The organism is Akkermansia sp. AE01SA01, assembly GCF_036417395.1.
Classification (GTDB): Bacteria; Verrucomicrobiota; Verrucomicrobiia; order Verrucomicrobiales; family Akkermansiaceae; genus Akkermansia.
Window position 1 is genome coordinate 2,530,617 of the sequence record NZ_CP143890.1, and the last position, 22,759, is coordinate 2,553,375.

Here is a 22,759-nt window from a genome sequence, read left to right on the forward strand (position 1 = left end):
ATAGGCCGCTTAGACGGACGGCACTGAATCTAGTAATTCACAAGAAGCATCTTTCAATATCATGAGCAAGAGGACTTATCAACCATCCAAGCGCTGCCGCAAGCGCCAGTTCGGATTCCGTGCACGCATGGCGACCAAGAACGGGGCCGATATCATCCGCCGCCGCCGCGCCAAAGGCCGCAAGCGCCTTCTTCCCAAGGGAGCCGAAATCCAGTACAAGCGCCATACCATCCAGCACGGCCGTTAATTCGCCGTCAGGACTTGGTTAACGCCTCCTTGGAACATTCTTTTCACGGGCCGACCCGCGGGAGATGCGTCTTACTCGTCAACAAAGCATGACCAGGGCATTTCAATTTGCCCGGGTACGCAACGAGGGACCATCCGTAGCAGGTCGGCTTATTGTTTTAAGCGCAGCCCCGCTGGCAGATCCGGAGGAACCTTCCAAATTCGGCATCATCTGCACGAAAAAAATAGGCTGCGCCGTCGTTCGCAACAAGCTCAGACGCCGGGTGCGGGAAATACTCCGGGCACACGGAGAGCCTTTTCAACAGGGCGTGCACATGGTGTGCGTGCTCAGATGGCGGGCGGTGGAAGCCAGCTATTCCGACCTGGAACGGGACTGGCAGAAAGCCGCCCGCAAATTAAAACTGCAACTGCTTTCCGGACAACAAGACACGGCATGATGAAATGGCTGCTTATCACCCTGGTTCGGGGTTACCAATTCTTCATCAGCGCCCCTCTTCACGCGCTGGGGGGCCCCGGCTGCGGCTGCCGTTACACTCCCACCTGTTCCCAATACTTCATCCGGGCCGTCCAGGTCCACGGAGCCTGGCGCGGTTTTATTCTTGGAACATGGCGCATTTTAAGATGCAACCCCTGGGGCGGTTCAGGGTATGATCCCGTGCCGCCTCCCCGCCCTTCCCGCTAACTCACTTTTCTCCCTCTCCCTGTAAAACTCTTTTCCAACCAAGCTATATCACATTATGGATCGCACTTCATGGATCATTGTCGGCGTCTGCGCCGCCCTTCTGGGCCTGAACATTTACCTCGGCAACAATAAAAAGGAAACACCCGTTACGGCGCCTCCCGTCGCCGTCCAGCAGCCGGTTTCCGCCGTAAACACTGCCGCGCCGGGAACTTCAACAGCCTCCGAACCCGCTACTTCAGGACAGCTTTCCGCCAATCAGGCCCTGGAGGAAGACAAGAACAATCCGATCACCCTCGTGGCTACAGAAGAGGTGGATGGCCAGCAAAAGCCCTTCATCACTTACACTTTCAACCGCATCGGCGGCTCCATCGGTGGCGTCACTCTTCACAACGACATTGTAGACACACAGAAGGTTACGGACCACAACATCACCATCAACGAGGCGCAGAACCGGGGCATTGGCGAACTCGTCTTCAACATGGACGCCACGCAGGACCCTTCCTATGACAACACGGTGTACAAGGAAGTCAAGCGCACGGCGGACTCCGTCACCCTGGAAGGCTATGACGCCGCGCGCCAGCTTTTCATTTCCAAGACCTACACGCTCCACCCCGTCACGGACTCTTCCGGAAAAGTGCTCCCCGGCAGCAAATACATCATCCGCCTGACCGTCTCCCTTCTCAACAAAGCCCCCAATGTCCAGGATTTGCGCTATCTGGGCATCTTTGCAGGGAGTGCCTACCCCATCGCCAAGAGCGAACCCAAGGATACCTACACCCACCTTTTCTACCATGCGGACGGCTCCCTGGAACAGGAGGCCCCCTCCCACTTCACGGGCGGCTTTTTCAGCACCGCCAAGCCCCGCGTGCTGGAAGGCCCACTGAAGGACCTGACCTACGCCGGGGTGATGAGCCAGTACTACGCCACCATCCTCATTCCGCAGGAACAATCCGCAGGCTCCACGGTGTACGCCACGCGCCAGGAATTTCCCCTGGCCCATGAAAACAATGCCTTGGTGCCCGGTGTGACCCTGGCCATGGGTATTCCCAACCTGGCCATGGCGCCCAACGAGATCAAGACACTCACCTACGATATTTACACAGGCCCCAAATTCAATGCCTATCTGCGCGACCTGAACCTTACCTATCCCGCCATCAGCGACATCATGGCCTACGGCTGGCTCGTCTTCCTGAGCGTGCCGATGAACTGGCTGCTCAACCTGTTCCACGGGTGGTTCGGCAACTGGGGCGTAGCCATCATCTGCATGACCATCGTCGTCCGTGCTCTCATCTGGCCGCTGCACAAAAAATCCTATCTGGCAATGAAGCGCATGTCCCTGGTTCAGCCGGAAATGGCGAAACTCAAGGAAAAATATCCGGACGACCCCCAGAAGGTGAACATGGAAATGATGAAGCTGTACCAGAAATACGGCATCAATCCGGCCAGCGGCTGCGTACCCATGCTCATCCAGATTCCCATCTTCTTCGCCTTCTACCGCGTGCTTCAATATTCCGCGGAACTGCGGGGACAGCCCTTCTGCCTGTGGATGACGGACTTGTCCCTGCCCGATACCGTCGGCCACCTGTTCGGCATCCCGATCAACATCCTGCCGCTCATCATGGCCGTCACGATGATCGTGCAAATGCGGATGACACCGCAGGCGGGCGAACGTTCCCAGCGCATCATCATGAATCTGATGCCCCTGATGTTCTTCCTGTTCTGTTATAACTTCGCTTCCGCCCTGGCCCTGTACTGGACCACGCAGAACCTCATTTCCATCGGCCAGACGGCGCTGATTCGCCGCCTGCCCATGCCCGTGCTGGCTCCGTCCCAGAAGAAGAAAAAGCCCGGCTTCTTCCAGCGGATGATGGAACAGCAGCGCGTGGCCCTGGAAGAGCAGCAGCGCAAAGCCAAGGGGCGCAACATGCGCAATGTGACGCCCAAAAAATAGGCGGACGCTTTTATTCCTCCTTCCCTTTCACAGTGCGCCCGATCATGCGGGCGCACTTTTTTGCGTTCACGGAGGAACATACCCTCACGGAAAGACCAGATCCGGGATGCAGGGAAAAGAAAGGTATAAGTTAACGGAACGCCACCTTCTAAAAAACCGGACTTCCTTTTCAAGAAGTCCGGTTTCTCTCGTCTATATCATGTAATTGTTCATGGGAGCGGTTTGTTGCTGAAAACATTACCGCATCCACTCAATGGCAAACTAGCGGATTAAGAATCCGCGGTCAATGACAATTTTTGGCGTTTAAGGGATTTGATCATAAGATCATGTTTACTGAGCAAACAATACAAAAGAGCACTGGAATTTGATAATTTTATAATATACTGCTGACTAGTGGATTGTATTATTTCATAACAATAATGTTTCCAACCGCGGATTCTTAATCCGCCTCTATTTCGCCAAATTAAAGGGCGACAATATCAGCGTCATCCGGAATGACCAGGTTGCCGGAATAATACATCCGCCCTTCCTGAGAATATAAGGAACGGCGGCAGGCAAGATTACTGTCTTCCGTATGCCAAAGCACCAGATTGGGAATGTTCATCCTTTCCGCCAGCTCGCAGGCATCCTTGACCGTGCTGTGGTATTTTTCATAGGGCTTGAACACGTCGGCCTGCGAATGCAGGCAAAAGGCTTCGCTAAGCAGCCAGCGGGCGCCGCGGACATAAGGCTCGCAGGCATCGCGGTACGGTTCGTCTCCCAGGAAAACAAGCCTGCCTCCCCCGTTCAGCACCGTGGAAAAGCCGAACTGGCGCGTCTTGTCCGAATGAATGTCAAAACAGGTCAGCCGGTACGGTACGGCGTTCACTTCCTCTCCATCTTCCACCGGAACCATGAAGATGCGTTCCCCGACCAGACGCACAACCCTTTTGTCCAGCGTCATGCGTACCAGGCATTCCAGATCCGCCGCCAGTTCCCGGTGGCAATAAACCGTAAACGTTCCTTCATAACGGTCCTGAGTCATCATGGTCCCGATGAGGCGGATCACCCATACCATGCCCAGCATGTGGTCCGTGTGCCGGTGGGAAAGAAAAGCGTGATGCATCCTTTCCACCGGAACTTTCATATGTTTCAAAATGCCCAGGATGCCATTGCCTCCGCCGGCGTCCACCAGCAGGAATTCCTTGCCGTCCGTCAGGGAAAAACAGGTATTGTAGCATTCCGTGACGGTGGCGTTCCCCGTGCCGAAAACCAGGAGGCGATCCATAAACGGTTACGGCTGCAACTCTTCTTCCGGCATCAGGATGGACGCCACGGCAAAGGCGGCGATGCCTTCCCGGCGCCCCAGCGCGCCAAGCTGCTCATTCGTGGTGGCCTTTACCCCCACTCGGGCGGCTGAGATGCCCAGTGCGGAACCCAGAGCGTTTTTCATCTGCTCCAGATACGGAGAAATGCGCGGTGCTTCCGCAATCAGGGAGGAATCCACGTTGACCACGCGGCCGCCGCGTTCCCGGATCAGGGAAACGGCCTTGGCCACAATGTCCAGGGAGGAAATGTCCTTGCAGGCGGGATCGCCCGGAGGGAACCAGAAGCCGATGTCCGGCAGTCCGGCGGCGCCCAGCAGGGCGTCCGCAACGGCATGGCTCAGGACGTCCGCATCGGAATGGCCGTCCAGCCCTCTGCCGGAGGGAATGTGTACGCCGCCCAGCATCAGCGGGCGGGGGGCTTCCGCAAAACGGTGAATGTCGTAACCCAGCCCGGTCAGTGCAATCATGATGTTCATCCGTCAATAGTACTGGGGTTATTCTCCGAGGGCTTCCACGATCGGGATGCATCCGTTCCAGGCAACAATGGCGAACTGTTCCGGATTGTCCTTCTTCGGTTCCAGAATCACCTTTCCTCCGGCGGCTTCCACCAGCAGGACGCCGGCGGCAATGTCCCAGATGGAAATGACGCTTTCCACATAGGCGTCAAACCTGCCGCAGGCAATGTAGGCGAGAGCGAGGGCGGCGGAACCGTTGTTGCGCACCTTGCGCACCTGCCAGGCGATTTTGGCAAAGCGTTCAATTCCCTTTTCCTTGGAACCGTCCGTCTTCCCGTGCCCCACGAATACGACGGCCTCCGCCATGCGCTTCCGGAAGCTGCAATGCATCGGTACGCCGTTCATGTACGGAACACCGCCTTTTTCCACATGCCAGCATTCGTCCATCATGGGATCGTAAATCACGCCCAGCACCACTTCCCCGCCGCGGCGGAGGGCGATGGACACACAAAACCACGGAATGGTATAGAAATAATTCACCGTGCCGTCAATGGGGTCCACGATCCATTCGTTTTCGCTGTTCCGGTCTCCGGTGTAGCCTTCCTCCCCCAGCACGGCGTGAGTGGGGAAAGCGGAGAGGATTTCCTCCGTGATCAGTTTCTGGGACAGCTTGTCCAGTTCCAGCTTGATGTCGTTCTGGCTGGCTTCATCCACCTTCTTCCGGTCATAAAAATGCTTTTTCAGGAAGGCTCCGGCGGACTTGGCCGCCCGGATGGCTACGGTCATTTCAGGCGAGTGGTTCATGATATGTTTGAATAAAAAAATCGTTTAAAGGGAGGTCTGCCCCTGCGGAGTTTCCTGCTCGCGGCGCTCGGCGGCAGCAGCCTTTCTGGCCTCTTCCGCTCGGATGTACACGTTCTCCGCCAGTGTAGAACATGTCTTCGCCAGGGCGGCGGAAACACCCCTTTTCTTGTATACGGCTTCATCCGGGGCATCGAATCCGACCCAGACGTACACGGTATAATAACGGCCTCTGACAGAGGAGAAATGCCCGCTATATTCAGGCAACGCCACATTCACGACCGTCCTTCTGGTACGTTCGTCATAGCGGAAGGGGGGAAGCCCCGCCACCAGATGGACGGATTCCCGCGGAAGGATTTCACGGTGGGTTTCCTCCGAAGAAGGAGCATTCACCATCACCAGGTTTTTTTTGGTCGTTCCCACCTGGCGGACTGCGGAAAGCTGCACGTTGAGTCCGCCGTTGCCAATCATGTACAGCGCGTTGACGGCATCCGCCAGGGACGTGCGGAACTTCCCGGCATACAGTTCCGGAGAACGCGGCAAATCCCCCTTGTACCCGGCTTTTCCCGCCGTTTCAATGACAGTGTTGAATCCCACGCCGCGCCCCGTCACTTCCGGGTTGCTGCGGATGACGGTCCGGCGCTGGTCCACGGCGCACAGGTTGACGACAGGCGTGAACAATTCACCGGGCATTACCTTTGCCTGCCATCTGTCCACGCCGTCCAGGGCGGAGCGGCCTCCCGTAACGGCCAGTATGTCGCCTTTGCGGGAATCCACGCACAACACGGCAGCCTGGACGCAGCCTTTCAGATGGTTGTCCACCCTCTTCGGAAGGCCGCTCCATACAGGGGAATTCTCCAAAGCAATGAGGGCCGGCTCACTCATCTCCTCTACCATTCTCTGAAAATCCAAATCCAGCGTGGTCATCACAAAAATGCTGGAAGTCTCTTCCTGCTGGTCACAGCAGGCAAGACTGCCCAATTCACGGGAAATCACCAGAATGGGATAGGATGCGGGGCTGGCCTCCTTTTCTCCCGCCACGGTCATCGGTTCCGAGGATGCCTTCCACATTTGCTCTTGGGTGATGAATTCGCATTCAAGCATGCGTTCCAGCGTGGCATTGCGCACCTTGACGGCGGCCTCCGGGCTGGAAACGGGGTTGTATATGGAAGGGCCGCGCACCAGCCCGGCCAGCGTGGCGCATTCCGCCAGAGTCAGGTCTCCCACTTTTTTCCCGAAATACAGATCCGCGGCCTGGGCGATGCCGTAGCATTGCTGGCCGAAGTAAATCCGGTTCAGGTAGGCCGTCAATATTTCATCCTTGGAATATTTTCCTTCTATACGGCGGGCTACGGCCATCTCCAGGATTTTCCGGTCCAGCGTTTTTCCCCCCAGTTCATAACAATTCCGGGCAAGCTGCATGGTGATGGTGGAAGCTCCCTGCGCATAGGAGAGGGTGGTCAGGTTCCGGCAGATGGAGCGGATGATGGACGTGTAAACGATGCCGCCGTGATCGAAAAAGGCTTCGTCCTCCCGGGCGATGAAGGCGTTCACCAGATTATCCGGCAATTCATGGCGCGCTACGTAAACGCGGTCGTGGTCCGTCAGGGTGCCTATCCACTGGCCGTTCCGGTCATAGGCGGCGCAGTTTTCCAGGGGAGCCAGAACTTCGTCCAGATTATACTGGTCCGCCCGCCACGCGTAAATGATCAGGATGATGATGAACGAGATAGGGATGATGCTCAGCCACAGCAGGACGCGCCCCAGATTGCGGGGCAGCAATCCGAACAGATCATACCATCTTTTGCGCCTGTTCTCCATTCCGTTTCCAATCGTTCCAGACGTCTAGCGGGCATCCGGCGGCAGTGACTCCCCTTCCTGCTTCCAATCCGGGAATTCCTTCTGCAGGCGGGCGCGGTACTGGGAAGCCTCCGACTTGCGGCCGGCCTTGTCCAGAGCTTCCGCCGCCTTGAACAGGGCCTTGGGTTTCAGCTCCGCGTCGTTGACGAACAACTCCGCCGTAACGCCGTAATGCTTGGCTGCCTCATCAAATTTCTTTTCCGCATAGGAGATGTCCCCCAGCACGATTTTCAGAGAGGCCATCAGGGGGCCTTCCACCCCCAGGGCAAGCGCTTCCTCCGCCGTTTTCCGGGCATCCGCATACTTGCCCAGGCCCAGCAGGATGGAGGCTTTGTCCAGCATGCCGTCCGCACGGCGGTAGGGCTGGTCCTCCACCTTCAGGAAGTTGTTGGAAGCCACGAGGGCGCGGTCATACTTTTTCAAGGCCAGGCGCACTTTCGCCAGATTGCGCCAGATCACTTTCTTCACGTTCTGGAGCTGGTCGTTCTGGGTGGCCCAGGTCATGTACTTGTCCGCCGTCTCCAGATCCTTCATTCCGTAAGCCTGAAGGCCCAGCCATGCGGGAATCACGTCCGGCACGCGGGACACGGCCGCCGGGTTTTCCTTCTGCAGGGTTTCCAGGGCCTCCTTCAATTTGTTGACGTCCTGGAGCTTGTGGTAGGAAAGAACGGTGAGAACGTTGACCTGTTCCCCATATTTCTGGGGGTCCAGCGTCTTGGCCTCCGACATGTGGCTGATAGAGGATTGAAAATCCCCCTGGTCAAACGCCGCACGGCCCAGCAGGAAATGGGCTTCCGCCAGGGCGGCGGGGGAGGCCTTCGGAAAATTCTTGATCAGCCCTTCGTAATACTTCGCCATATTTACCAGGTCCTGGCGGCCGGCATAAATCTGCGCGGCCCTCTGCCAGGCGGCGGCCGCGGATTCCTCCTTCGGCCAGCGCGCAATTACCCGGTCAAAATCCTGCAGGGCCTCTGTTTCCTTTTTGGTCTTGGCGTACATGTCTCCCCGCAGGGTCAGGGCTTCGCAGATGCGGGGATCGCGGGGATATCCGTCAATGAAAGTCGTCAGCAGCTTGGCGGCCATTTCCCGGTTGCCTGCCTGGGCAACGGCCCAGGCACTCTTGTAAAGAATATCCGGGCGCATCTTGGGCGGAAGCTTGTCAAAATTGATGCTCCCGTAAAATTTGGCCGCATCCGCGGGGCTGGTGCTGAACAGGCTCTCCGCCGCCATCAGACGTACCATGTCGTGGAGTTCGCTGGTGGGAAACGCCTTGGCATAATGATTCAGGAAACTCTGGGCTCGCTGAGGCAGATCCTTTTGCTTGAGTTCCTTGTAGCACAAAAGCCGGTAGAAGGAAGCCTGCATGGCCTCCTGCGTGTAAGGCACGTTTTTTTCCGCCTCCAGGAAGAACTCCGCCCCCTTCTGGTATTCCTTTAGCTTGTAGGCGGTCTGGCCCATCAGCATCAGCAGGCGCACCTGGCCTTCCTTGGTCGGCATCTTCATCCCCTTCTGCTGTTCGTACTGGGCCATGACCTCCTTGTACTTGCCCATGTGGTACAAACCCAGAAGCAGCCCCATGCGGGCCTCCGGCGCCATTTCCTTCAGAGTTTCATCTTTCAGTATCTGTTCATAAAGGCTCTGCGCCTCCGCGTTCTTCTTCAGCTTGGTGGCCAGCGTTGCCGCCTGCAGAATGGCAATGCCACGGTTTCTTGCATCCACTCCGGGCGTGTCCAGCACCTTGCGGTATTCGGCATACGCCTCTCCCAGACGGCCGGAATCAGCACACAAGGCGGCATATCCCATACGGGCTACCAGGACGAATTTTTTGTCCGCCTGGGGATTGCCGATCACCGCGCAAAACATGTTGGCAGCAGCTTCCGGATTACCGCTGGCCAGAAAGAGGCGTCCCAAACGGTATTGGGCATCCACCTTCAAATCATTCTGCTCCGCGCTGCGGATAACAAGCTGGTAATACTGGATGGCCTTGTCCGTCTCTCCGGCGGCGGAGGCATCCGTAGCAAGACGGTAGGCGGAAGCGGCGACCAGAGCCGGGGTTCCCGTCTGCGTCAGCCTCTGGAAGAGAGTATGGGCTTCCTCTTTCCTTCCGAGCTCCGTCAGGCACATGGCCGCGCGGTATTCTGCCAGAGGAGCCTGGGGGGAACGGGGGAACCGCTGGGAAAATTCAAGGTACTTGCGCAGGCTCAGATCAAGCAGGCGCGCATATTCCTGCGGGTTCGCCTTCGTCTGCGGCTCCTGGGATTGCTTGTACAGCATGTCGGCCATGTCCAGGCTGTCCTGCTCCGGATTGGCAACCAGCGGACCGTCGTCCACCGGAGCGGCGTCCGGGATATGCTCCTGGGCGACGGCGCATACTGCAAGGGCCGTCAGTCCGGCACTGATGGGAAAAAGGGATTTCATGAAGATTGAGGAGTGAAAACGTTGATGGAAGACGGAGACGGAGGCCTCGTGGAGAAAGACACATTGTTGAGCCCGGCCTTCAGGCAGGCGTCCATCACGTGCACGACTGTGCCGGATTCCGCCTTTTCATCCACGCGGATGCGGACGAGCATGGTTTTGTCCAAGCGGGCGACGGAAAGAAGTTTCTCCTCCAGTTCCGGCATCGTGTACGGCTGGCGGTTGATCATCACCGTGCCGTCCTTGCGGATGTTCACGATGATCTCATTGGTGGCGTTCTCCCCGGGCTTGGGTGTCTCCGCGGACGGGAGGGTGATGGAAAGGTCCGGTTCGTCATCCTCAAAAGTCTGCGTCACGACGAAAAATACCAGCAGCAGAAACACGATATCCAGCATGGGCGCCAGCTGGAACCCGATGGGGTTGGGCATCTTGTAACGAAACTTCATATGATCTTCCGGTGTTGCTGGCTGGGATATCCCCGGTTAAAGTCCGCGCACGTCACGCAGGGAGGTGGGATCCACGGGGACCCGGGGAAGTTCTTCCTCATGAAAAGCTCCGGCAGGGCCTGAGCGTGGCTTGTGGAGCTGGGTGGCCACTACGGAAACGCTGTGCGTCACGGCGGCCTCCAGGTCTCCCACGCGCTTGTGCACCTGGCTGCGGAAATACACATAGGCCAGAATGGCGGGAATCCCCAGCAGAAGTCCCCCTGCCGTGGTAATCAGGGCTTCCGCCACGCCCCCCGCCATGTCGATGCGCTGCTTGCCGCCGGAAAAATCCCCGTTGGCGATCTCGAAAAAGGTTTTCATCATCCCGACGACCGTACCCAGCAGCCCCAGCATGGGGGCCAGCGCGCCGATGTCCGACAGCCAGGAAATCTGACGGCTCATGAAACCGGCCTGGCGCCCACCTTCTGCGGCGGCGATTTCCCTTACTTCCTCAAACTGGGCGGAAGGGTTGCGCTGCATGAAATTAGCTACCGTCAGCATCACGCGCGCATAACAGGAATCGCCGTTCTTGCAGAGAATGGCAAGTCCCGTGTAATCGCGCTTGCGGATAAAGGACTCCGCCTGCTCCACCAGCTTGGGGGGAAGTACGGCGGCGGCGCGGGTGGAAAAACAGCACATGACCAGAACGACGACGCCCCCTATGGACAGCAGGAGAAGCGGCCACATGATGAAGCCCCCTTTCATGAACAGCTCGGAAAGAGGGTAATTTCTATCGCCCACGACAAAGTCCATGGCGCTGGCCAGGGTGGAAAATGATACAGGATTCATACAAAAGACATAATGATTATACAGAAGAAGTCTTCCTAGGCAAGCCAACTGCCCGTAATGCAGTACGTTTCCGCAGTTCCCTTTCTTGCCGCCTATGGCATAATAGCTGTGTGGCAGATCATGAAACACCAACATTGAAGGAGCTTTGGAGACAGACTCCGCACAAACCCGGAGTCTACATTATGAAGGATGCCCAGGGCAATACCATTTACGTAGGAAAGGCGAAGGACCTTCACCGCCGCCTGGCGAGCTACTTTTCCCCTACCGGAGCCACGCTGGCCAACCACAAGACCCGCGCACTCATCAACGCCATCGCCTCCTTTGACTATTTTGAAACCCGCAACGATCACGAGGCCTTCCTGCTGGAAAGCAAGCTCATCAAGCAGTACCGGCCCCATTACAACATCCAGCTCAAGGACGACAAGCGCTATCCCCTCCTGAAAATTCCCAAGGGGGAACGCCTGCCGCGCTTCCAGCTCTCCCGGGTACGCAAGGAGGACGGCGCGCGCTACTTCGGCCCCTTTGTCCATTCCCAGGCCCTGTACGCCACCCAGGAATGGCTCAACAGACATTTCCGGCTCCGCACCTGCAAAGTGAAAAATCCCGGATTGAACGACTTCAAGCACTGCCATGCGGACGTCATCCGCAACTGTTCCGCGCCGTGCGTAGGCCGCATCTCCGTGGAAAACTACAACAGAAACTTTGAACAGGCCGTGCGCCTGCTGGAAGGAGTGGGGAAGAAGAACGCGCTGGACGCGCTGACTGAAGAAATGATGCAGGCCGCCAACAGTCTGGACTTTGAACGCGCCGCGTACCTGAGGGATATCAGGGATAACCTGATCAAGACGCTGGAACCGGCGCGCCGGTTCCAGAAAGGCACCCCCAACCTTCCCGGCACCGTGCGCCCGGAGGAAGACATGAAGGAACTGGGCGAGGCACTGGGACTGGACGAACCGCCCGCCATCATGGAATGCTTTGACATCTCCAACGTCTCTTCCAACCACATTGTAGCCTCCATGGTGCGCTTCACCAACGGCAAACCGGACAACAAGGCCTACCGCCGCTACCGCATCCGCACGGTGGACGGGCAGAACGACTTCGCCTCCATGTCGGAAGTTATCAGGCGGCGCTATTCCCGCATCCTGATGGAAAGCGATGCTGTGGCCTCCCGGCCGCCGGACATGACGCTGTACCAGTGGCTCAAGAAACTCAGTGCGGAGGGAAAGGCCCCCATCAAAGTTCCGGACCTTGTAGTGGTAGACGGCGGCAAAGGACAGCTTTCTTCCGCCCTGGCGGACCTGGAGGCCATCGGCCTGGGAGACATGCCCATCGTGGGACTGGCCAAGCAAAGGGAGGAAATCTTCTTCCCGCACCAGCCGGAACCGCTCCGCCTGCCCCACAGCATGGGAGCCCTCAAGCTCATGCAGCGCATCCGGGACGAAGCCCACCGTTTCGCTAACGGATACAACGAACTATTATACCGAAAACGCATGAAGGAAAGCGCGCTGGACGATGCCCCCGGCATGAGCGCGGCGAAAAAACAGCTGCTGCTGGAAAAATTCAAATCCGTAGCCGCCATCAGAAAAGCGGACCCGGCCTCCATCGCTGCTATTCGCGGCATTTCGGAAACCTGGGCCCGTGCCCTGCTGGACTATCTTAACACTCCATCCAAATACTGACCCCACATGCAATTTCTCATATTGGCCGCAGGAAAACCTGCGCTGAACTATGCCCGGGAGGGCGTGGAACTTTACCTCAACCGCCTCAAGCCATTCGGCAAGACGGAACTGAAACTTGTCAAAGACGGCAATTCCAGAGACGTTTCCGAACGGCTGCTGACAGCCAGCGAAGGATGTTTGCGCATCGCCATGGACGAGAGAGGCGAGCTCTGGACCACGAACAAACTGGCAACACTGGCGCAGAACTGGCAAATGCGCTCCGTGCGCCGCATTGCTTTTCTTGTCGGGGCATCGGACGGCCACACGGAAGAACTGCGCTCCCGGTGCGATCATATTCTGGCCTTGAGCAAATTCACCTTGCAGCATGAACTGGCACTCGTCGTTCTTCTGGAACAGCTTTACCGTTGCCATACCATCCTGGCGGGAACACCATACCACCGGTAATCCCCACGGGGCCTCCCCTTCCCGGAACAGAATTTGCCGGAAACGGATTTCTTTTCCAACCATGCAGAAGAATTTCTCCGGACCAGCGGCAAAGACGGGGATGACTCTGCCGGCGCATGCAAAAAAAATGGGAATTATATACTTAACTTTAGTCTAACAATCCATCACCTTTTCTCCGCGTTTACACGAGAACCGGAACACAGGCGGCAAACTTATTGCTTTCCTAGAATCTGCCAATGGAGAAGGATGGGAAGCCATGCTCGCGGAAATTGGAATTCGTTATCTAAAAATCACTCATGCGGGACGTTTAGAAGGGGCAAAAGCAAGAAGAATAAAACAGTTCCGTGAGTCTGAACTTAAGTATATAAAACCCAAAAAAATACCCGGTGCAGTTGCGGCCGGATATTTTGAACCATTAAAAGGAAAAAATAAACTTAACGGAGGTGCCTGAAAATCAGTTTATGAAAATCTAAAAAAGACCCGCTTTCCAACGAGGGCTTTTTTCAAAAGGAGTCCTTCGCATTAAAATATTTTCCTTAAAATTTTAGAGTTAACTTCGGATAAGCAATCCGTTTCATCCCCTTATGACGTTTTTACCAACGTAAAAGAGCTGCCCCACTGAAAAGTGGAACAGCTCTTTTTCCGAGAAAGAAATGGTAAATGCCAGTTCCTTCGCAACCAGCCCAAGCTTAGCGCTTGGAGAACTGGTAACGCTTGCGGGCACCGGGACGGCCAGCCTTCTTGCGTTCCTTCATGCGGGAATCACGGGTCAAAAGACCGAATTCACGCAGTTGGGCGCGGGAAGCTTCATCAACCATTACCAGAGCGCGGGCAATCGCCATGCGAATGGCGCCAACCTGGCCATGAATGCCACCGCCCTTGGTGACGACATTCACGTCAAATTTGTTCATGGTATTGGTGACCTGGAAAGGTTGAAGAACGGCGTTCTGCAACTGAATGGTGGGAAGGTATTCTTCAAAACCGCGGCGATTGATCGTGATGCGGCCGGAGCCTTCAGTAAGCCAAGCGTGTGCAATGGCGGTCTTGCGACGGCCGGTGGCGTTGTATGGGGTTGTCTGACTCATGTCTGGGAAAATCGGTTAAAGGGTAACGGCGGTAGGCTGCTGTGCTTCATGCGGGTGGCTGGCTCCGGCGTAAACCTTCAGCTTGGTCATCTGCTGACGGCCCAAACGTGTATGGGGGACCATGCCCTTTACAGCCAGTTCCAGAAGAAGCTCGGGACGACGGGCGCGGATTTTCCGGGGCGTTTCCACCTGCTTGCCGCCGACGTAGCCGGAGAAACGGGTGTAAATTTTGGCATTTTCCTTGTTGCCGGTCAGCACCACCTTGTCCGCGTTCACGATGATGACAAAGTCGCCACAATCAACGTGCGGGGTAAAAATCGTCTTGTTCTTGCCACGCAAAATGTTGGCCGCTTCAACGGCGACACGGCCGAGCACCTTGTCGGCAGCGTCTATAACATACCATTTGCGCTCTACTTCTTGCGGTTTGGCTGAGAAGGTCTTCATGGTTTAATTCTTCGTTCTCGTTTTTCGGCATCCTGCCGTAATCTTCCAATTCGGGGGCGCATTCCTAATGATTATTCACGTAAATGTCAAATACTTTTTCTCTTTTACACCGCTTTTAGCCCCTTTTTTCCCTTCTGTCTGCGGAATTGTTGCTTAATTATGACGTTTCCACACTCAGGGCTTGCTCTCACGGAAATATCGCCTATCATGCGCCTGCGCAAAAATTCGTATCCGCGCGTTTGCTAACCTAACAAGGAGAATCATATCAGCCCGAATCCAAGACCCAGCAGCCGCCCTTCCGGCGGACAGAATTCCCGCCCCGGCGCACGCCCGGCAGGCGGAGGCAGTGCAAGACCGGCCGGCAACGGCAACAGGCCCGCCGGCCCGGCCAGACCTGGCCAGCCGCGCCCGGCAGGACAGACCGGCGGAGCAGCAGGCCCGAGAACGGGCGGAGGGCCGGGAGGATCGCGTCCCGCGGGAGGCCCCGGACGGCCGCGCCCGCAAGGTGGCACAGGCGCAGGACGGCAGACCAGGGGCAGAAAGCATTTCAGCAAATCCGCACCCAAGGAGGAAAGCTCCGAAAGCCAGGTTGAAGTGGAAGGCACTATCTGCGCCGTGCTTGCAGGCACCATGTTCAAGGTGCGCCTTCCCAACGGGCACGAAGTTTTGGCCCACATCTCCGGCAAGATGCGCAAGCGTTTCATCAAAATCGTAGTAGGTGACAAGGTCCGCATGGAAATGTCTCCCTATGACATGACCAAGGCGCGCATCACGTTCCGCATCGGTTAGCCGTTTCCCGGATTTTTCCGGATTGACTCCTTTCGTAAAAAACCTTCTCCGGCTTGCAGGAGAAGGTTTTTTTGCGTATAGTGCGGGCTGATTCCATTAACGCGTCATGAAAATTTGCTCCACGGAAAACATGCGGATTGCGGAACGAGAACTCATCATCAGCGGAACGCCGGCCAGAACCCTCATGCAACAGGCATCTGCCGGCATCGCGGAAGCCATCATGCAGTTCTTTCCCATTCCCGGCCTCTGCGTGGCTTATCTGGGCAAAGGCAACAATGCCGGGGATGCCATCACCGTTCTCGACATTCTCCAGCGGCACGGATGGGATACAGGATTCCGCGCCGCCTATCCGCGTTCCCAATGGGGGGAACTGCCCCTCAGGCAGTTTGCGGAAATATCACCGCCCCTGTTGGAATACCAGGAAGCACCACTTCCTGTTACGGGCAAGCCGATGGTTCTTCTGGACGGCCTGCTGGGCATTGGGGCTTCCGGCCTGCTGAACAAGGAAATAGCGGACCTTTGCGTGGAAATGAACTACCTGCGCGACCGTTGCGGAGCCGTCCGTACGGTGGCGGTAGACATCCCCACCGGAATAGATCCGGACACGGGCATGCCTCAGGAACACGCCGTGGAAGCGGACTTCACCATGTGCATAGGGGCTGTCAAGCAGGGTCTTCTGGATGACGACGCTACGCTGTATGCAGGACGCCTGGTGTGTATTGAACTCCCCGGCCTCCATGTACAAGCTCTTCCCGCCACGGAAATCATCACCTCTTCCCGCCTCACCAAATTTCTCTCCGCACGGCCTTATACGGACTATAAAAACAAGCGTGGCCACCTGGGCGTCATTGCCGGCTCGGAAGGCATGCTGGGAGCCGCGCGGCTCTGCTGTGAAGCTGCCCTGCGGGCCGGAGCAGGTCTGGTCACCCTGCATGTCCACCGTTCCGTCTATCCCGTGGCGGCGGCGTGCATGCCTCCGGAAATCATGGTTAAACCTGTGGACAGTTATGCAGACATTTCCATCCGCTCTTTCAGCGCGTTTCTTCTAGGGCCGGGAATCGGCTCCGTATCGGAGGAAGACGCCGAAGCCATACGCATCATTCTGGAAACCGATACTCCTGCCCTGCTGGATGCCGACGGCCTCAATCTGGCCGCGGCCATGCAGTGGAAACTGGGAAAACACATTCTGGCGACTCCCCATCACGGAGAGATCCGCCGTCTGCTGCCGGAAGCGGATGACTGCTCCATCCGGGCGGACATTGCGGACTTCTTCCTCGCGGAGCATGAGGCGGCCCTCATCTACAAGGGAGCCCGCAGCATCGTCACGCAAAGGGGTAAACCCTTATTCTACAACATCACGGGAGGACCCGCCATGGCGACGGCGGGACAGGGCGACGTGCTTGCCGGAGTCTGCGGAGGATTCATCGCGCAGGGAGAATCCCTCCTGGTGTCTGCCGTGCTGGGAACCTATCTGTGCGGCAGGGCTTCGGAACTGGCCATCTCCAGCGGAGCGGCCACCCAGCAAAGCTTGACCGCCGGAGACACTCTCCGCCATCTGCCCGCCGCGCTTCTTTCCACCGCCCGCCTCTGCTACTAATGATCTCCCGCAAACTTCAGGATCTTCCCTCACAATCGCTGCCCCGTGAAAAACTCATCCGCCAAGGCAGACACAGCCTCAGCAACGCGGAACTCCTTGCCATTTTCCTCAGAATGGGCATTAAGGGGAAAAATGTGTTGGACATGTCTTCCGACCTAATCCAGGCGGCAGGTTCCCTGGATGCCTTGGCCCATATGGAAGCCGCAGAAATAGCGGAAATCTGCAAGGGTATAGGAATGGCGAAAGCGTCCACCCTGTGCGCCGCATTTGAATTGGGTGCCCGGGCTCTTCGGGAGACTCTGACAAGACGCCCGCTCAACACGCCGGAGGACATTTACGACTATCTGACCACGGCTATGCGCTGGAAAGACAAGGAAATAGTGCTTGTTCTTCTTCTGGACGCCCAGTGCCACCTCATCAAGCCCGTCGAAATTTCCACGGGGACCCTGAATGAATCCATTGCCCACCCGCGCGACATCCTGCGCCCGGCCGTCATTCATAATGCCTACGGCTTCATCCTGGCGCACAATCATCCGAGTGGCGACCCGACCCCCAGCCAAGCGGACAATGCCCTGACCAAACGTATCCAGGAATCAGCCCAATTGCTGGGAATCCGTTTTTTGGACCATATCATCATCGGAAAACCAACGTCGGTGGTGCAGAGAAATTATTACAGCTATAACAGCTATGGTATGAAAAAGCCGGTCTGACCGGATACGTCTTTTTCCCTTCGGACTTTCCAGCATGAAAAAAGCCCGTCTGTGAAGACGGGCTCAATCAATAAAAACTGGCGGAGAGAGTGGGATTCGAACCCACGGTGAGATTTGCGTCCCACGTTCGATTTCGAGTCGAGTGCCTTAGACCAGCTCAGCCATCTCTCCGCTTGGAAATCGAAGCTTTTTGTATAGGGTTTGCAGGAAGGTGTAAAGCACAGAATCACTGGTGCCCCTTAATTCAAACGCTTTTAGCGTCTGGGAGTGGCCAGAGGCCCAAGCGTAGCCTCCGCTTCAAATCTTTGCGACTTGTTATGAGGAAGAGCGCTCTTTTCAGGACCGGGCGGCGGCTGAGGCACACGCTCATGTTCCTTGGGCTCCATCAGCCAGGAACAGGAAGAAGCAAGCAAAAAGGAAAAAGACGCAAGCAGTAGAACTCCTGTAGATTGTTTCATCATTCCGTATAAAAGTTGAACCCCACTATGCCGGAAGCACAGCGGGGTTCAAGAAAAATGCGTGACAGAACCTTATCTGGCGGATTGAACCGGACGCAGAAGCTGCACCATGTCGCCGGGCTGGATGCTCATGCCCGCAGGGACGCTGTCCTTGACGATGTCGGCCACCGTCTGGTTCTTTTCCAAGGAAGTCACTTTCAGCTTGCCGATACTGCGGCCGTTGCGGGTGACAAGCAGAACCGTGTTCTGGTCAATGTTGCTGCCCTGTCCGGCGCCAATGACCACAAAGCCCCACTGGGGATCCACGGACAACACTGGATATTCCCCGCTGTTCTTGGCAAGCGCGGCACGGTATTCAGCCTGTTCCTTCTGGCGATTGGCCAGTTCGGTAGCCTGCTCCGTACGCTTCTTGGCGGCAATTTCCGTTGCTCCCTTGATCTGGTCGATTTCTTCCTGAAGCTTCTTGTTGGCGTTTTCCGTGGCTTCCATCCTGGCCTGGATTTCTTCAACACTGGAAACACCGAATTCACTTAACTGAGTCCGAAGTTCCTGTACCTGCTGGTTAATCTTGGACAGATCGGCATTCAGCTTTACTTCCTCCTCTTTCAATTCCGCTGCCTTGGAAAGCTGTTCATCACGCTGCTGAGTTACGGAAGCCTTGTTGGAAATGAGGCTCAGGTTTTCTTCCGCAGCACGCCCGCGGTTCTTGATCATGTCATTGCGTAATCCCGTCCAATCCCGGATCTCCTTGTCCAGAACCTTGCGATAGGCAATCATTTCCTTGAAATCCTGATATTGGCCATTGATGCCGAAAACACCGCTGAGACCGGAGAACCAAGCGCCTGCTCCTGCGGCAAGAATCAATAAAACTACTAAGACAGTTTTCATTGTGTATATAGATGAGAGTGTATGATGAGTTTTGAACCGGGAAAATTACGGACGGACGGATACGACGACGTCTCCGGCCTCAACACGTTCACCAGCGGCAACGGTGCTGGGAAGAACGGTTGCTGTGGAAACACGGGATTCAACGGCATTCACGTCAAGTTCGGCAATCTTGTTGCCGTCTCTCATCACGGCCAGCTTGGAACCGGGCACAACGCCCAGGTCGGCAGCGCCGCCTTCAATCACGACTACATTGAAATCATCAATCACCTGGGAAACCCTGGTCTTCAAATTGGGGGGGGAAAGATGGGCGTCCTGGTCGGCCTTGAGCTGGCGGAGAGCATTGTTGTTGACGACAAGCTGTTCCGTTTCCGCGACAATGGCATCATGCTTGGATTGTTCCCCCTGCTTGACCACTTGCAACTGCTTGGATTCTTCTTCAAGTCCTTTGATTCTGTCGGCAATAGCCTGAATACTTTCCATATCCTTGCTCTTGGACCGGAGGTCTGCCAAGGCAGTCTGCTGGGTTTGCAGCTCGGATTTCTTGGCTTCATTGGCGGAGGCCAGCTCCTGGTTCGCGGCTTCCAGTTCATCCTTTTGCTTGGTCAGGGCATTGATGTCGGCCGTAAGCCCTTCATTCTTGACGAGGAACTCCACGTATTTGGTCTTTTCACTCGTAAATTCGTCCCGAAGGGCGCTCAAATTTTTATAACGAGAGCCGCATTCCTTGCGCTCCTTGGTTAGAGCTTCCTCGTTATCAAGATAATACATGGCTCCACCGAGAAGAGCGATGACCAAGGCTGCGATTGATATTTTAACCCACATAGGAAATAATAGAGATGAGAAGGTTCCTGTTACTTTTGTGAGATTGGCATGAACATTTTCAGATTTCAACATCAAAATGACATCCTCATCGTTTTCTTGATATTTTTTTCAGAGCGGTTACGTAAGAAGAGGTCAAAAGCGTAATCTTATCAGCATCTTAAAACAATTACACTCTATTTTCTTTTCAAATAGAGCCGCATCTTTTAGTCTTCCTGAACCGTGAGTTACCAGGTCTTTGCCAGAAAATATCGTCCTCTGACATTCAATGACGTCCTTGGACAGGATCACGTCGTCCAGACGCTGAAAAATGCCATTGAACACAATCGCCTCGCCCATGCGTATCTTTTCGTAGGTCCCCGCGGCACAGGAAAAACATCCACTGCCAGAATTTTCGCAAAAGCCCTGAATTGTACCGACGGCCCGAAAGTGGACTTCGACCCGCACGAAGATATTTGCGAGGAAATTGCGGAAGGACGTAGCCTGGACGTTCTGGAAATTGACGGCGCTTCCAACCGCGGCATCGACCACATCCGGGATTTGAGGGACAATGTGCGCTTTGCACCCAGCCGAGGCAACTTCCGCATTGTTTATATAGACGAGGTGCACATGCTTACAAAGGAATCCTTCAATGCACTTCTCAAAACGCTGGAAGAACCGCCACAGCACGTCAAATTCATTTTCGCGACCACGGAGCCGCACAAAATCCTGCCGACCATTCTTTCCCGCTGTCAGCGTTTCGACCTGCGTCCCATCCCTTCTGAAATCATTGCCAACCACCTGCTCCACATCGCCTCCGCCGAGGGAATCTCCCTGAGCAGGGAGGCTGCATTCGCCGTAGCGAAAGTGGCGGACGGCGGCATGCGGGATGCCCAGTCCATGCTGGACCAGCTGGTCTCCTTCTGCGGCGACCATATTGAAGAACAACAGGTCCTCCACATTTTCGGCATCACCTCACGGGAAACTGTAGCCCAAGCGCTGGCGCTGATTCTCAAAAAGGAACTACCCAGCCTTCTCCACCTTCTCCATGAACAGGCGGAAGCGGGCAGGGACATGGGACAGTTCCTTTCCGAAATCATTTCCTCCGTCCGGGAAATCCTCGTCGCCAAGGTGGACCCGGAAGCAAACTTCGATTCTCTGCCGGAGGCGTCCAAAGAGGAACTTACCGGACTCGTCAAGCGCACTCAAACGGACAAGATACTGCGTCTGGTGGAAGTGCTGGCGGAAACAGAAGATAAAATGCGGTGGTCCACCAATAAAAGGCTGCATCTGGAAATGGGCCTGATCAAAGCCGTTCACGCTCTGGCGGAGGCAAGCATCAGCGATATCATCATGGCTCTGGAAGGAGCGCCGTTGCCTTCCTCCCTGCCGCAGGCCGCTCCCGCCTCAACAAATCCGGCTGCTCCAGCATCCGTCTCCTCCATTCCACAGGAATCCAACAGCCAGCCCATTCAGTCCTCCCCTGCCCCCACAGCCAATCCGGCATCCTTTGCGGACATTCCGTCTCCTGCGCCCGCAACACCTGATATCCATGAGGACAAGGACCTCATGGATCCCGTTCCACAATTCTCTGCATCCAGCAAGGACACGACAGCCATCGTTCAGGAAAGTGAAGCGGAATACGGAACGCCGACCCCTGCGGAAGAAAAACCTTCTCCCTCCCCCGTATTGGCCTCTCCGGAACGAGAACCGGAAGTTTCCGCAACTGCCGCGGAGGAAGCTCCCCTTCCCTCTATCTCCGATGAAGAGCCGCCATTCCTGGAATCGGAAACATCTCCTGCGCCCGCACCTCAGCCGGAGCAGAAACAACCAGAAGAAACGCCACGGATTACATCCGCTCTTTCAGACACTCCCGTAGCCCCCCCGGACACCACGGAACCGACCTTCATGGACCCGGAAGAAGGGCTCCCGCCGGAGAAGCGCACCAGCAGTTTTTTCGATAACCTCTTTGGCATGGAAAGCACTCCTGCCCGTCCTGTTTCCGCAAACCAGAAAGAAAAACAGGAAGAACAGCCGCGCCCTGCTGCCAAAACCATTACAGAAGCGGACTGGAAAGCCGCACTGGAACAAGCGGCCGTCAAATTCCCCCTTCAGGCGGATTTCCTGGCCGGAAGCGTCTTCTCCGGCCATGACGGGGCGTTTGTTACGGTGGTCTTCCACCCCTCTGACCGCCAGGGCATGGACAGTCTGGCATCCGGACCTCTCCGAGCCGCACTGGAAGCCGATCTCTCCCTCCGTTCAGGTACTCCGGTGGTCCTCACCGTCCGTGCAGACGCTTCCGTTCCCGAGCCCATCCAGGAACAACTGGAACCGCTGCCCGCTCCCCCCCCCCCGTCCACCCCGGAGGCCGCCCCCAAATCCCAGGAACCGCAAAGAAAACCTGCCGCTCCCGTTCAGGAGACGCCCCCACGGGAGAACGATGCAGAAGACTCCTATTATACAGACCCTCTGATTGACGCAGCCATGGAGATATTCCGTGCCCGCATCATTTCCCAATAAACAAGAACACCCATATCCACATTATAAAGCCATGAATATTATGAAAATGATGAAGCAGGTCCAGCAAATGCAATCCGGACTTGCCGCCGCCCAGGAAAAACTGGCCTCCCAGACCGTCACCTCGGAAGGTGCGGGCGGCAAGGTTAAAGTTACCGCTACCTGTGACGGCAACATTACGGAACTATTCATTGATCCCTCCATCATTGACCCCTCAGATGCGGAATTCCTTCAGGAGCTTGTGTTGAAAACCATCAATGACGCCATCGTCAAAGGCAAGGAAACCGCTGCGGCAGAAATGAAGAAACTGACCGGAGGGCTGGATCTACCTCCCGGCATGGGCATTTAACCCATCACCA

General features: G+C 56.2%; 23 protein-coding genes and 1 tRNA gene. 12 read left to right on the plus strand and 12 right to left on the minus strand.

What is annotated here, in order from left to right:
- Positions 1-61 precede the first annotated feature (61 nt).
- The 4 genes from rpmH (at position 62) to yidC (ending at position 2,879) form a co-directional block, all read left to right on the plus strand.
- Positions 62-247 (plus strand): 50S ribosomal protein L34, encoded by a 186-nt coding sequence (gene rpmH / locus V3C19_RS10170; protein WP_012420297.1) that lies wholly within the window; start codon positions 62-64, stop codon positions 245-247.
- 88 nt (positions 248-335) lie between these two features.
- Positions 336-683, plus strand: a complete 348-nt coding sequence (gene rnpA / locus V3C19_RS10175) for a ribonuclease P protein component (RefSeq protein WP_161981433.1) — start codon at positions 336-338, stop codon at positions 681-683.
- Entirely contained in the window at positions 680-928 is a 249-nt protein-coding gene (gene yidD, locus V3C19_RS10180; RefSeq protein WP_240042127.1) for a membrane protein insertion efficiency factor YidD, read from the plus strand. The genes rnpA and yidD overlap by 4 nt, the downstream gene beginning before the upstream one ends.
- A gap of 55 nt (positions 929-983) precedes the next feature.
- Positions 984-2,879 carry a membrane protein insertase YidC gene (gene yidC / locus V3C19_RS10185; RefSeq protein WP_130084807.1) on the plus strand — a complete coding sequence of 632 codons (1,896 nt, stop codon included), beginning with the start codon at positions 984-986 and terminating at the stop codon, positions 2,877-2,879.
- Positions 2,880-3,342: 463 nt separating this feature from the next.
- Here the strand turns inward: yidC and V3C19_RS10190 are convergent, their stop codons facing one another.
- Genes V3C19_RS10190 through V3C19_RS10220 form a run of 7 tightly spaced genes read right to left on the minus strand, consistent with a single transcriptional unit; the run spans position 3,343 to position 10,991 of the window.
- Positions 3,343-4,146, minus strand: coding sequence for an MBL fold metallo-hydrolase (locus V3C19_RS10190; RefSeq protein WP_130084889.1), 804 nt, complete (start codon positions 4,144-4,146; stop codon positions 3,343-3,345).
- 6 nt (positions 4,147-4,152) lie between these two features.
- The gene (gene ispF, locus V3C19_RS10195) at positions 4,153-4,662 is read right to left on the minus strand and encodes a 2-C-methyl-D-erythritol 2,4-cyclodiphosphate synthase (protein ID WP_130084890.1); all 510 of its coding nucleotides are present in this window, start codon (positions 4,660-4,662) and stop codon (positions 4,153-4,155) included.
- An 18-nt stretch (positions 4,663-4,680) separates the two neighbouring features.
- Complete coding sequence (locus V3C19_RS10200) at positions 4,681-5,445, minus strand: inositol monophosphatase family protein (protein WP_130084891.1); 765 nt, start codon at positions 5,443-5,445, stop codon at positions 4,681-4,683.
- A gap of 24 nt (positions 5,446-5,469) precedes the next feature.
- The gene (locus tag V3C19_RS10205) at positions 5,470-7,263 is read right to left on the minus strand and encodes a transglycosylase domain-containing protein (protein WP_130084892.1); all 1,794 of its coding nucleotides are present in this window, start codon (positions 7,261-7,263) and stop codon (positions 5,470-5,472) included.
- Positions 7,264-7,287: 24 nt separating this feature from the next.
- Positions 7,288-9,720 (minus strand): tetratricopeptide repeat protein, encoded by a 2,433-nt coding sequence (locus V3C19_RS10210; protein ID WP_295931406.1) that lies wholly within the window; start codon positions 9,718-9,720, stop codon positions 7,288-7,290.
- Positions 9,717-10,163: a biopolymer transporter ExbD gene (locus V3C19_RS10215; protein ID WP_130084894.1), complete on the minus strand. Its 447-nt coding sequence runs from the start codon at positions 10,161-10,163 to the stop codon at positions 9,717-9,719. Before V3C19_RS10215 ends, V3C19_RS10210 begins: the two co-directional genes overlap by 4 nt.
- 36 nt (positions 10,164-10,199) lie before the next feature.
- Complete coding sequence (locus tag V3C19_RS10220; RefSeq protein WP_161981434.1) at positions 10,200-10,991, minus strand: MotA/TolQ/ExbB proton channel family protein; 792 nt, start codon at positions 10,989-10,991, stop codon at positions 10,200-10,202.
- Positions 10,992-11,173: 182 nt separating this feature from the next.
- On the opposite strand from V3C19_RS10220, the gene V3C19_RS10225 reads away from it, so the two are divergent.
- The 3 genes from V3C19_RS10225 (at position 11,174) to V3C19_RS10235 (ending at position 13,565) form a co-directional block, all read left to right on the plus strand.
- Positions 11,174-12,670 carry an excinuclease ABC subunit UvrC gene (locus tag V3C19_RS10225; RefSeq protein WP_330937085.1) on the plus strand — a complete coding sequence of 499 codons (1,497 nt, stop codon included), beginning with the start codon at positions 11,174-11,176 and terminating at the stop codon, positions 12,668-12,670.
- A 6-nt stretch (positions 12,671-12,676) separates the two neighbouring features.
- Complete coding sequence (locus V3C19_RS10230) at positions 12,677-13,114, plus strand: 23S rRNA (pseudouridine(1915)-N(3))-methyltransferase RlmH (protein WP_130084897.1); 438 nt, start codon at positions 12,677-12,679, stop codon at positions 13,112-13,114.
- 256 nt (positions 13,115-13,370) lie between these two features.
- A complete protein-coding gene (locus tag V3C19_RS10235) occupies positions 13,371-13,565 on the plus strand; it encodes a hypothetical protein (RefSeq protein WP_302389407.1) in 195 nt (64 codons plus the stop codon).
- Positions 13,566-13,803: 238 nt separating this feature from the next.
- Here the strand turns inward: V3C19_RS10235 and rpsI are convergent, their stop codons facing one another.
- Together rpsI and rplM are read right to left on the minus strand one after the other, a co-directional pair.
- Positions 13,804-14,199, minus strand: a complete 396-nt coding sequence (gene rpsI, locus V3C19_RS10240) for a 30S ribosomal protein S9 (protein ID WP_067572667.1) — start codon at positions 14,197-14,199, stop codon at positions 13,804-13,806.
- Between the two features lie 15 nt (positions 14,200-14,214).
- Positions 14,215-14,643: a 50S ribosomal protein L13 gene (rplM, locus tag V3C19_RS10245; protein ID WP_067572668.1), complete on the minus strand. Its 429-nt coding sequence runs from the start codon at positions 14,641-14,643 to the stop codon at positions 14,215-14,217.
- A gap of 594 nt (positions 14,644-15,237) precedes the next feature.
- On the opposite strand from rplM, the gene infA reads away from it, so the two are divergent.
- From infA to radC, 3 genes are all read left to right on the plus strand, one after another.
- On the plus strand, positions 15,238-15,432 hold the full coding sequence (gene infA, locus V3C19_RS10250) for a translation initiation factor IF-1 (RefSeq protein ID WP_012420273.1): 195 nt from the start codon (positions 15,238-15,240) through the stop codon (positions 15,430-15,432).
- A 106-nt stretch (positions 15,433-15,538) separates the two neighbouring features.
- Complete coding sequence (locus tag V3C19_RS10255; RefSeq protein WP_130084898.1) at positions 15,539-17,029, plus strand: NAD(P)H-hydrate dehydratase; 1,491 nt, start codon at positions 15,539-15,541, stop codon at positions 17,027-17,029.
- The gene (gene radC / locus V3C19_RS10260) at positions 17,029-17,739 is read left to right on the plus strand and encodes a DNA repair protein RadC (protein ID WP_130084899.1); all 711 of its coding nucleotides are present in this window, start codon (positions 17,029-17,031) and stop codon (positions 17,737-17,739) included. Before V3C19_RS10255 ends, radC begins: the two co-directional genes overlap by 1 nt.
- A gap of 78 nt (positions 17,740-17,817) precedes the next feature.
- Here the strand turns inward: radC and V3C19_RS10265 are convergent.
- From V3C19_RS10265 to V3C19_RS10275, 3 genes are all read right to left on the minus strand, one after another.
- Positions 17,818-17,910, minus strand: a tRNA-Ser gene (locus V3C19_RS10265).
- A gap of 359 nt (positions 17,911-18,269) precedes the next feature.
- Complete coding sequence (locus V3C19_RS10270; protein ID WP_130084900.1) at positions 18,270-19,085, minus strand: hypothetical protein; 816 nt, start codon at positions 19,083-19,085, stop codon at positions 18,270-18,272.
- A gap of 45 nt (positions 19,086-19,130) precedes the next feature.
- Positions 19,131-19,880 (minus strand): hypothetical protein, encoded by a 750-nt coding sequence (locus tag V3C19_RS10275; RefSeq protein ID WP_149873805.1) that lies wholly within the window; start codon positions 19,878-19,880, stop codon positions 19,131-19,133.
- 246 nt (positions 19,881-20,126) lie between these two features.
- Here V3C19_RS10275 and dnaX point away from each other — a divergent pair, with 246 nt between their 5' ends.
- Together dnaX and V3C19_RS10285 are read left to right on the plus strand one after the other, a co-directional pair.
- Positions 20,127-22,403 (plus strand): DNA polymerase III subunit gamma/tau, encoded by a 2,277-nt coding sequence (gene dnaX, locus V3C19_RS10280; RefSeq protein WP_302389405.1) that lies wholly within the window; start codon positions 20,127-20,129, stop codon positions 22,401-22,403.
- Positions 22,404-22,434: 31 nt separating this feature from the next.
- A complete protein-coding gene (locus tag V3C19_RS10285; protein WP_130084903.1) occupies positions 22,435-22,749 on the plus strand; it encodes a YbaB/EbfC family nucleoid-associated protein in 315 nt (104 codons plus the stop codon).
- Positions 22,750-22,759: the final 10 nt, after the last annotated feature.

What these genes read in the sequence shown, in the direction of transcription:
- rpmH (WP_012420297.1), top strand. Translation starts at nt 62, where the DNA reads ATGAGCAAGAGGACTTATCAACCATCCAAGCGCTGCCGCAAGCGCCAG.
- rnpA (WP_161981433.1), top strand. Translation starts at nt 336, where the DNA reads ATGACCAGGGCATTTCAATTTGCCCGGGTACGCAACGAGGGACCATCC.
- yidD (WP_240042127.1), top strand. Translation starts at nt 680, where the DNA reads ATGATGAAATGGCTGCTTATCACCCTGGTTCGGGGTTACCAATTCTTC.
- yidC (WP_130084807.1), top strand. Translation starts at nt 984, where the DNA reads ATGGATCGCACTTCATGGATCATTGTCGGCGTCTGCGCCGCCCTTCTG.
- V3C19_RS10190 (WP_130084889.1), bottom strand. Translation starts at nt 4,146, where the DNA reads ATGGATCGCCTCCTGGTTTTCGGCACGGGGAACGCCACCGTCACGGAA.
- ispF (WP_130084890.1), bottom strand. Translation starts at nt 4,662, where the DNA reads ATGAACATCATGATTGCACTGACCGGGCTGGGTTACGACATTCACCGT.
- V3C19_RS10200 (WP_130084891.1), bottom strand. Translation starts at nt 5,445, where the DNA reads ATGAACCACTCGCCTGAAATGACCGTAGCCATCCGGGCGGCCAAGTCC.
- V3C19_RS10205 (WP_130084892.1), bottom strand. Translation starts at nt 7,263, where the DNA reads ATGGAGAACAGGCGCAAAAGATGGTATGATCTGTTCGGATTGCTGCCC.
- V3C19_RS10210 (WP_295931406.1), bottom strand. Translation starts at nt 9,720, where the DNA reads ATGAAATCCCTTTTTCCCATCAGTGCCGGACTGACGGCCCTTGCAGTA.
- V3C19_RS10215 (WP_130084894.1), bottom strand. Translation starts at nt 10,163, where the DNA reads ATGAAGTTTCGTTACAAGATGCCCAACCCCATCGGGTTCCAGCTGGCG.
- V3C19_RS10220 (WP_161981434.1), bottom strand. Translation starts at nt 10,991, where the DNA reads ATGAATCCTGTATCATTTTCCACCCTGGCCAGCGCCATGGACTTTGTC.
- V3C19_RS10225 (WP_330937085.1), top strand. Translation starts at nt 11,174, where the DNA reads ATGAAGGATGCCCAGGGCAATACCATTTACGTAGGAAAGGCGAAGGAC.
- V3C19_RS10230 (WP_130084897.1), top strand. Translation starts at nt 12,677, where the DNA reads ATGCAATTTCTCATATTGGCCGCAGGAAAACCTGCGCTGAACTATGCC.
- V3C19_RS10235 (WP_302389407.1), top strand. Translation starts at nt 13,371, where the DNA reads ATGCTCGCGGAAATTGGAATTCGTTATCTAAAAATCACTCATGCGGGA.
- rpsI (WP_067572667.1), bottom strand. Translation starts at nt 14,199, where the DNA reads ATGAGTCAGACAACCCCATACAACGCCACCGGCCGTCGCAAGACCGCC.
- rplM (WP_067572668.1), bottom strand. Translation starts at nt 14,643, where the DNA reads ATGAAGACCTTCTCAGCCAAACCGCAAGAAGTAGAGCGCAAATGGTAT.
- V3C19_RS10255 (WP_130084898.1), top strand. Translation starts at nt 15,539, where the DNA reads ATGAAAATTTGCTCCACGGAAAACATGCGGATTGCGGAACGAGAACTC.
- radC (WP_130084899.1), top strand. Translation starts at nt 17,029, where the DNA reads ATGATCTCCCGCAAACTTCAGGATCTTCCCTCACAATCGCTGCCCCGT.
- V3C19_RS10270 (WP_130084900.1), bottom strand. Translation starts at nt 19,085, where the DNA reads ATGAAAACTGTCTTAGTAGTTTTATTGATTCTTGCCGCAGGAGCAGGC.
- V3C19_RS10285 (WP_130084903.1), top strand. Translation starts at nt 22,435, where the DNA reads ATGAATATTATGAAAATGATGAAGCAGGTCCAGCAAATGCAATCCGGA.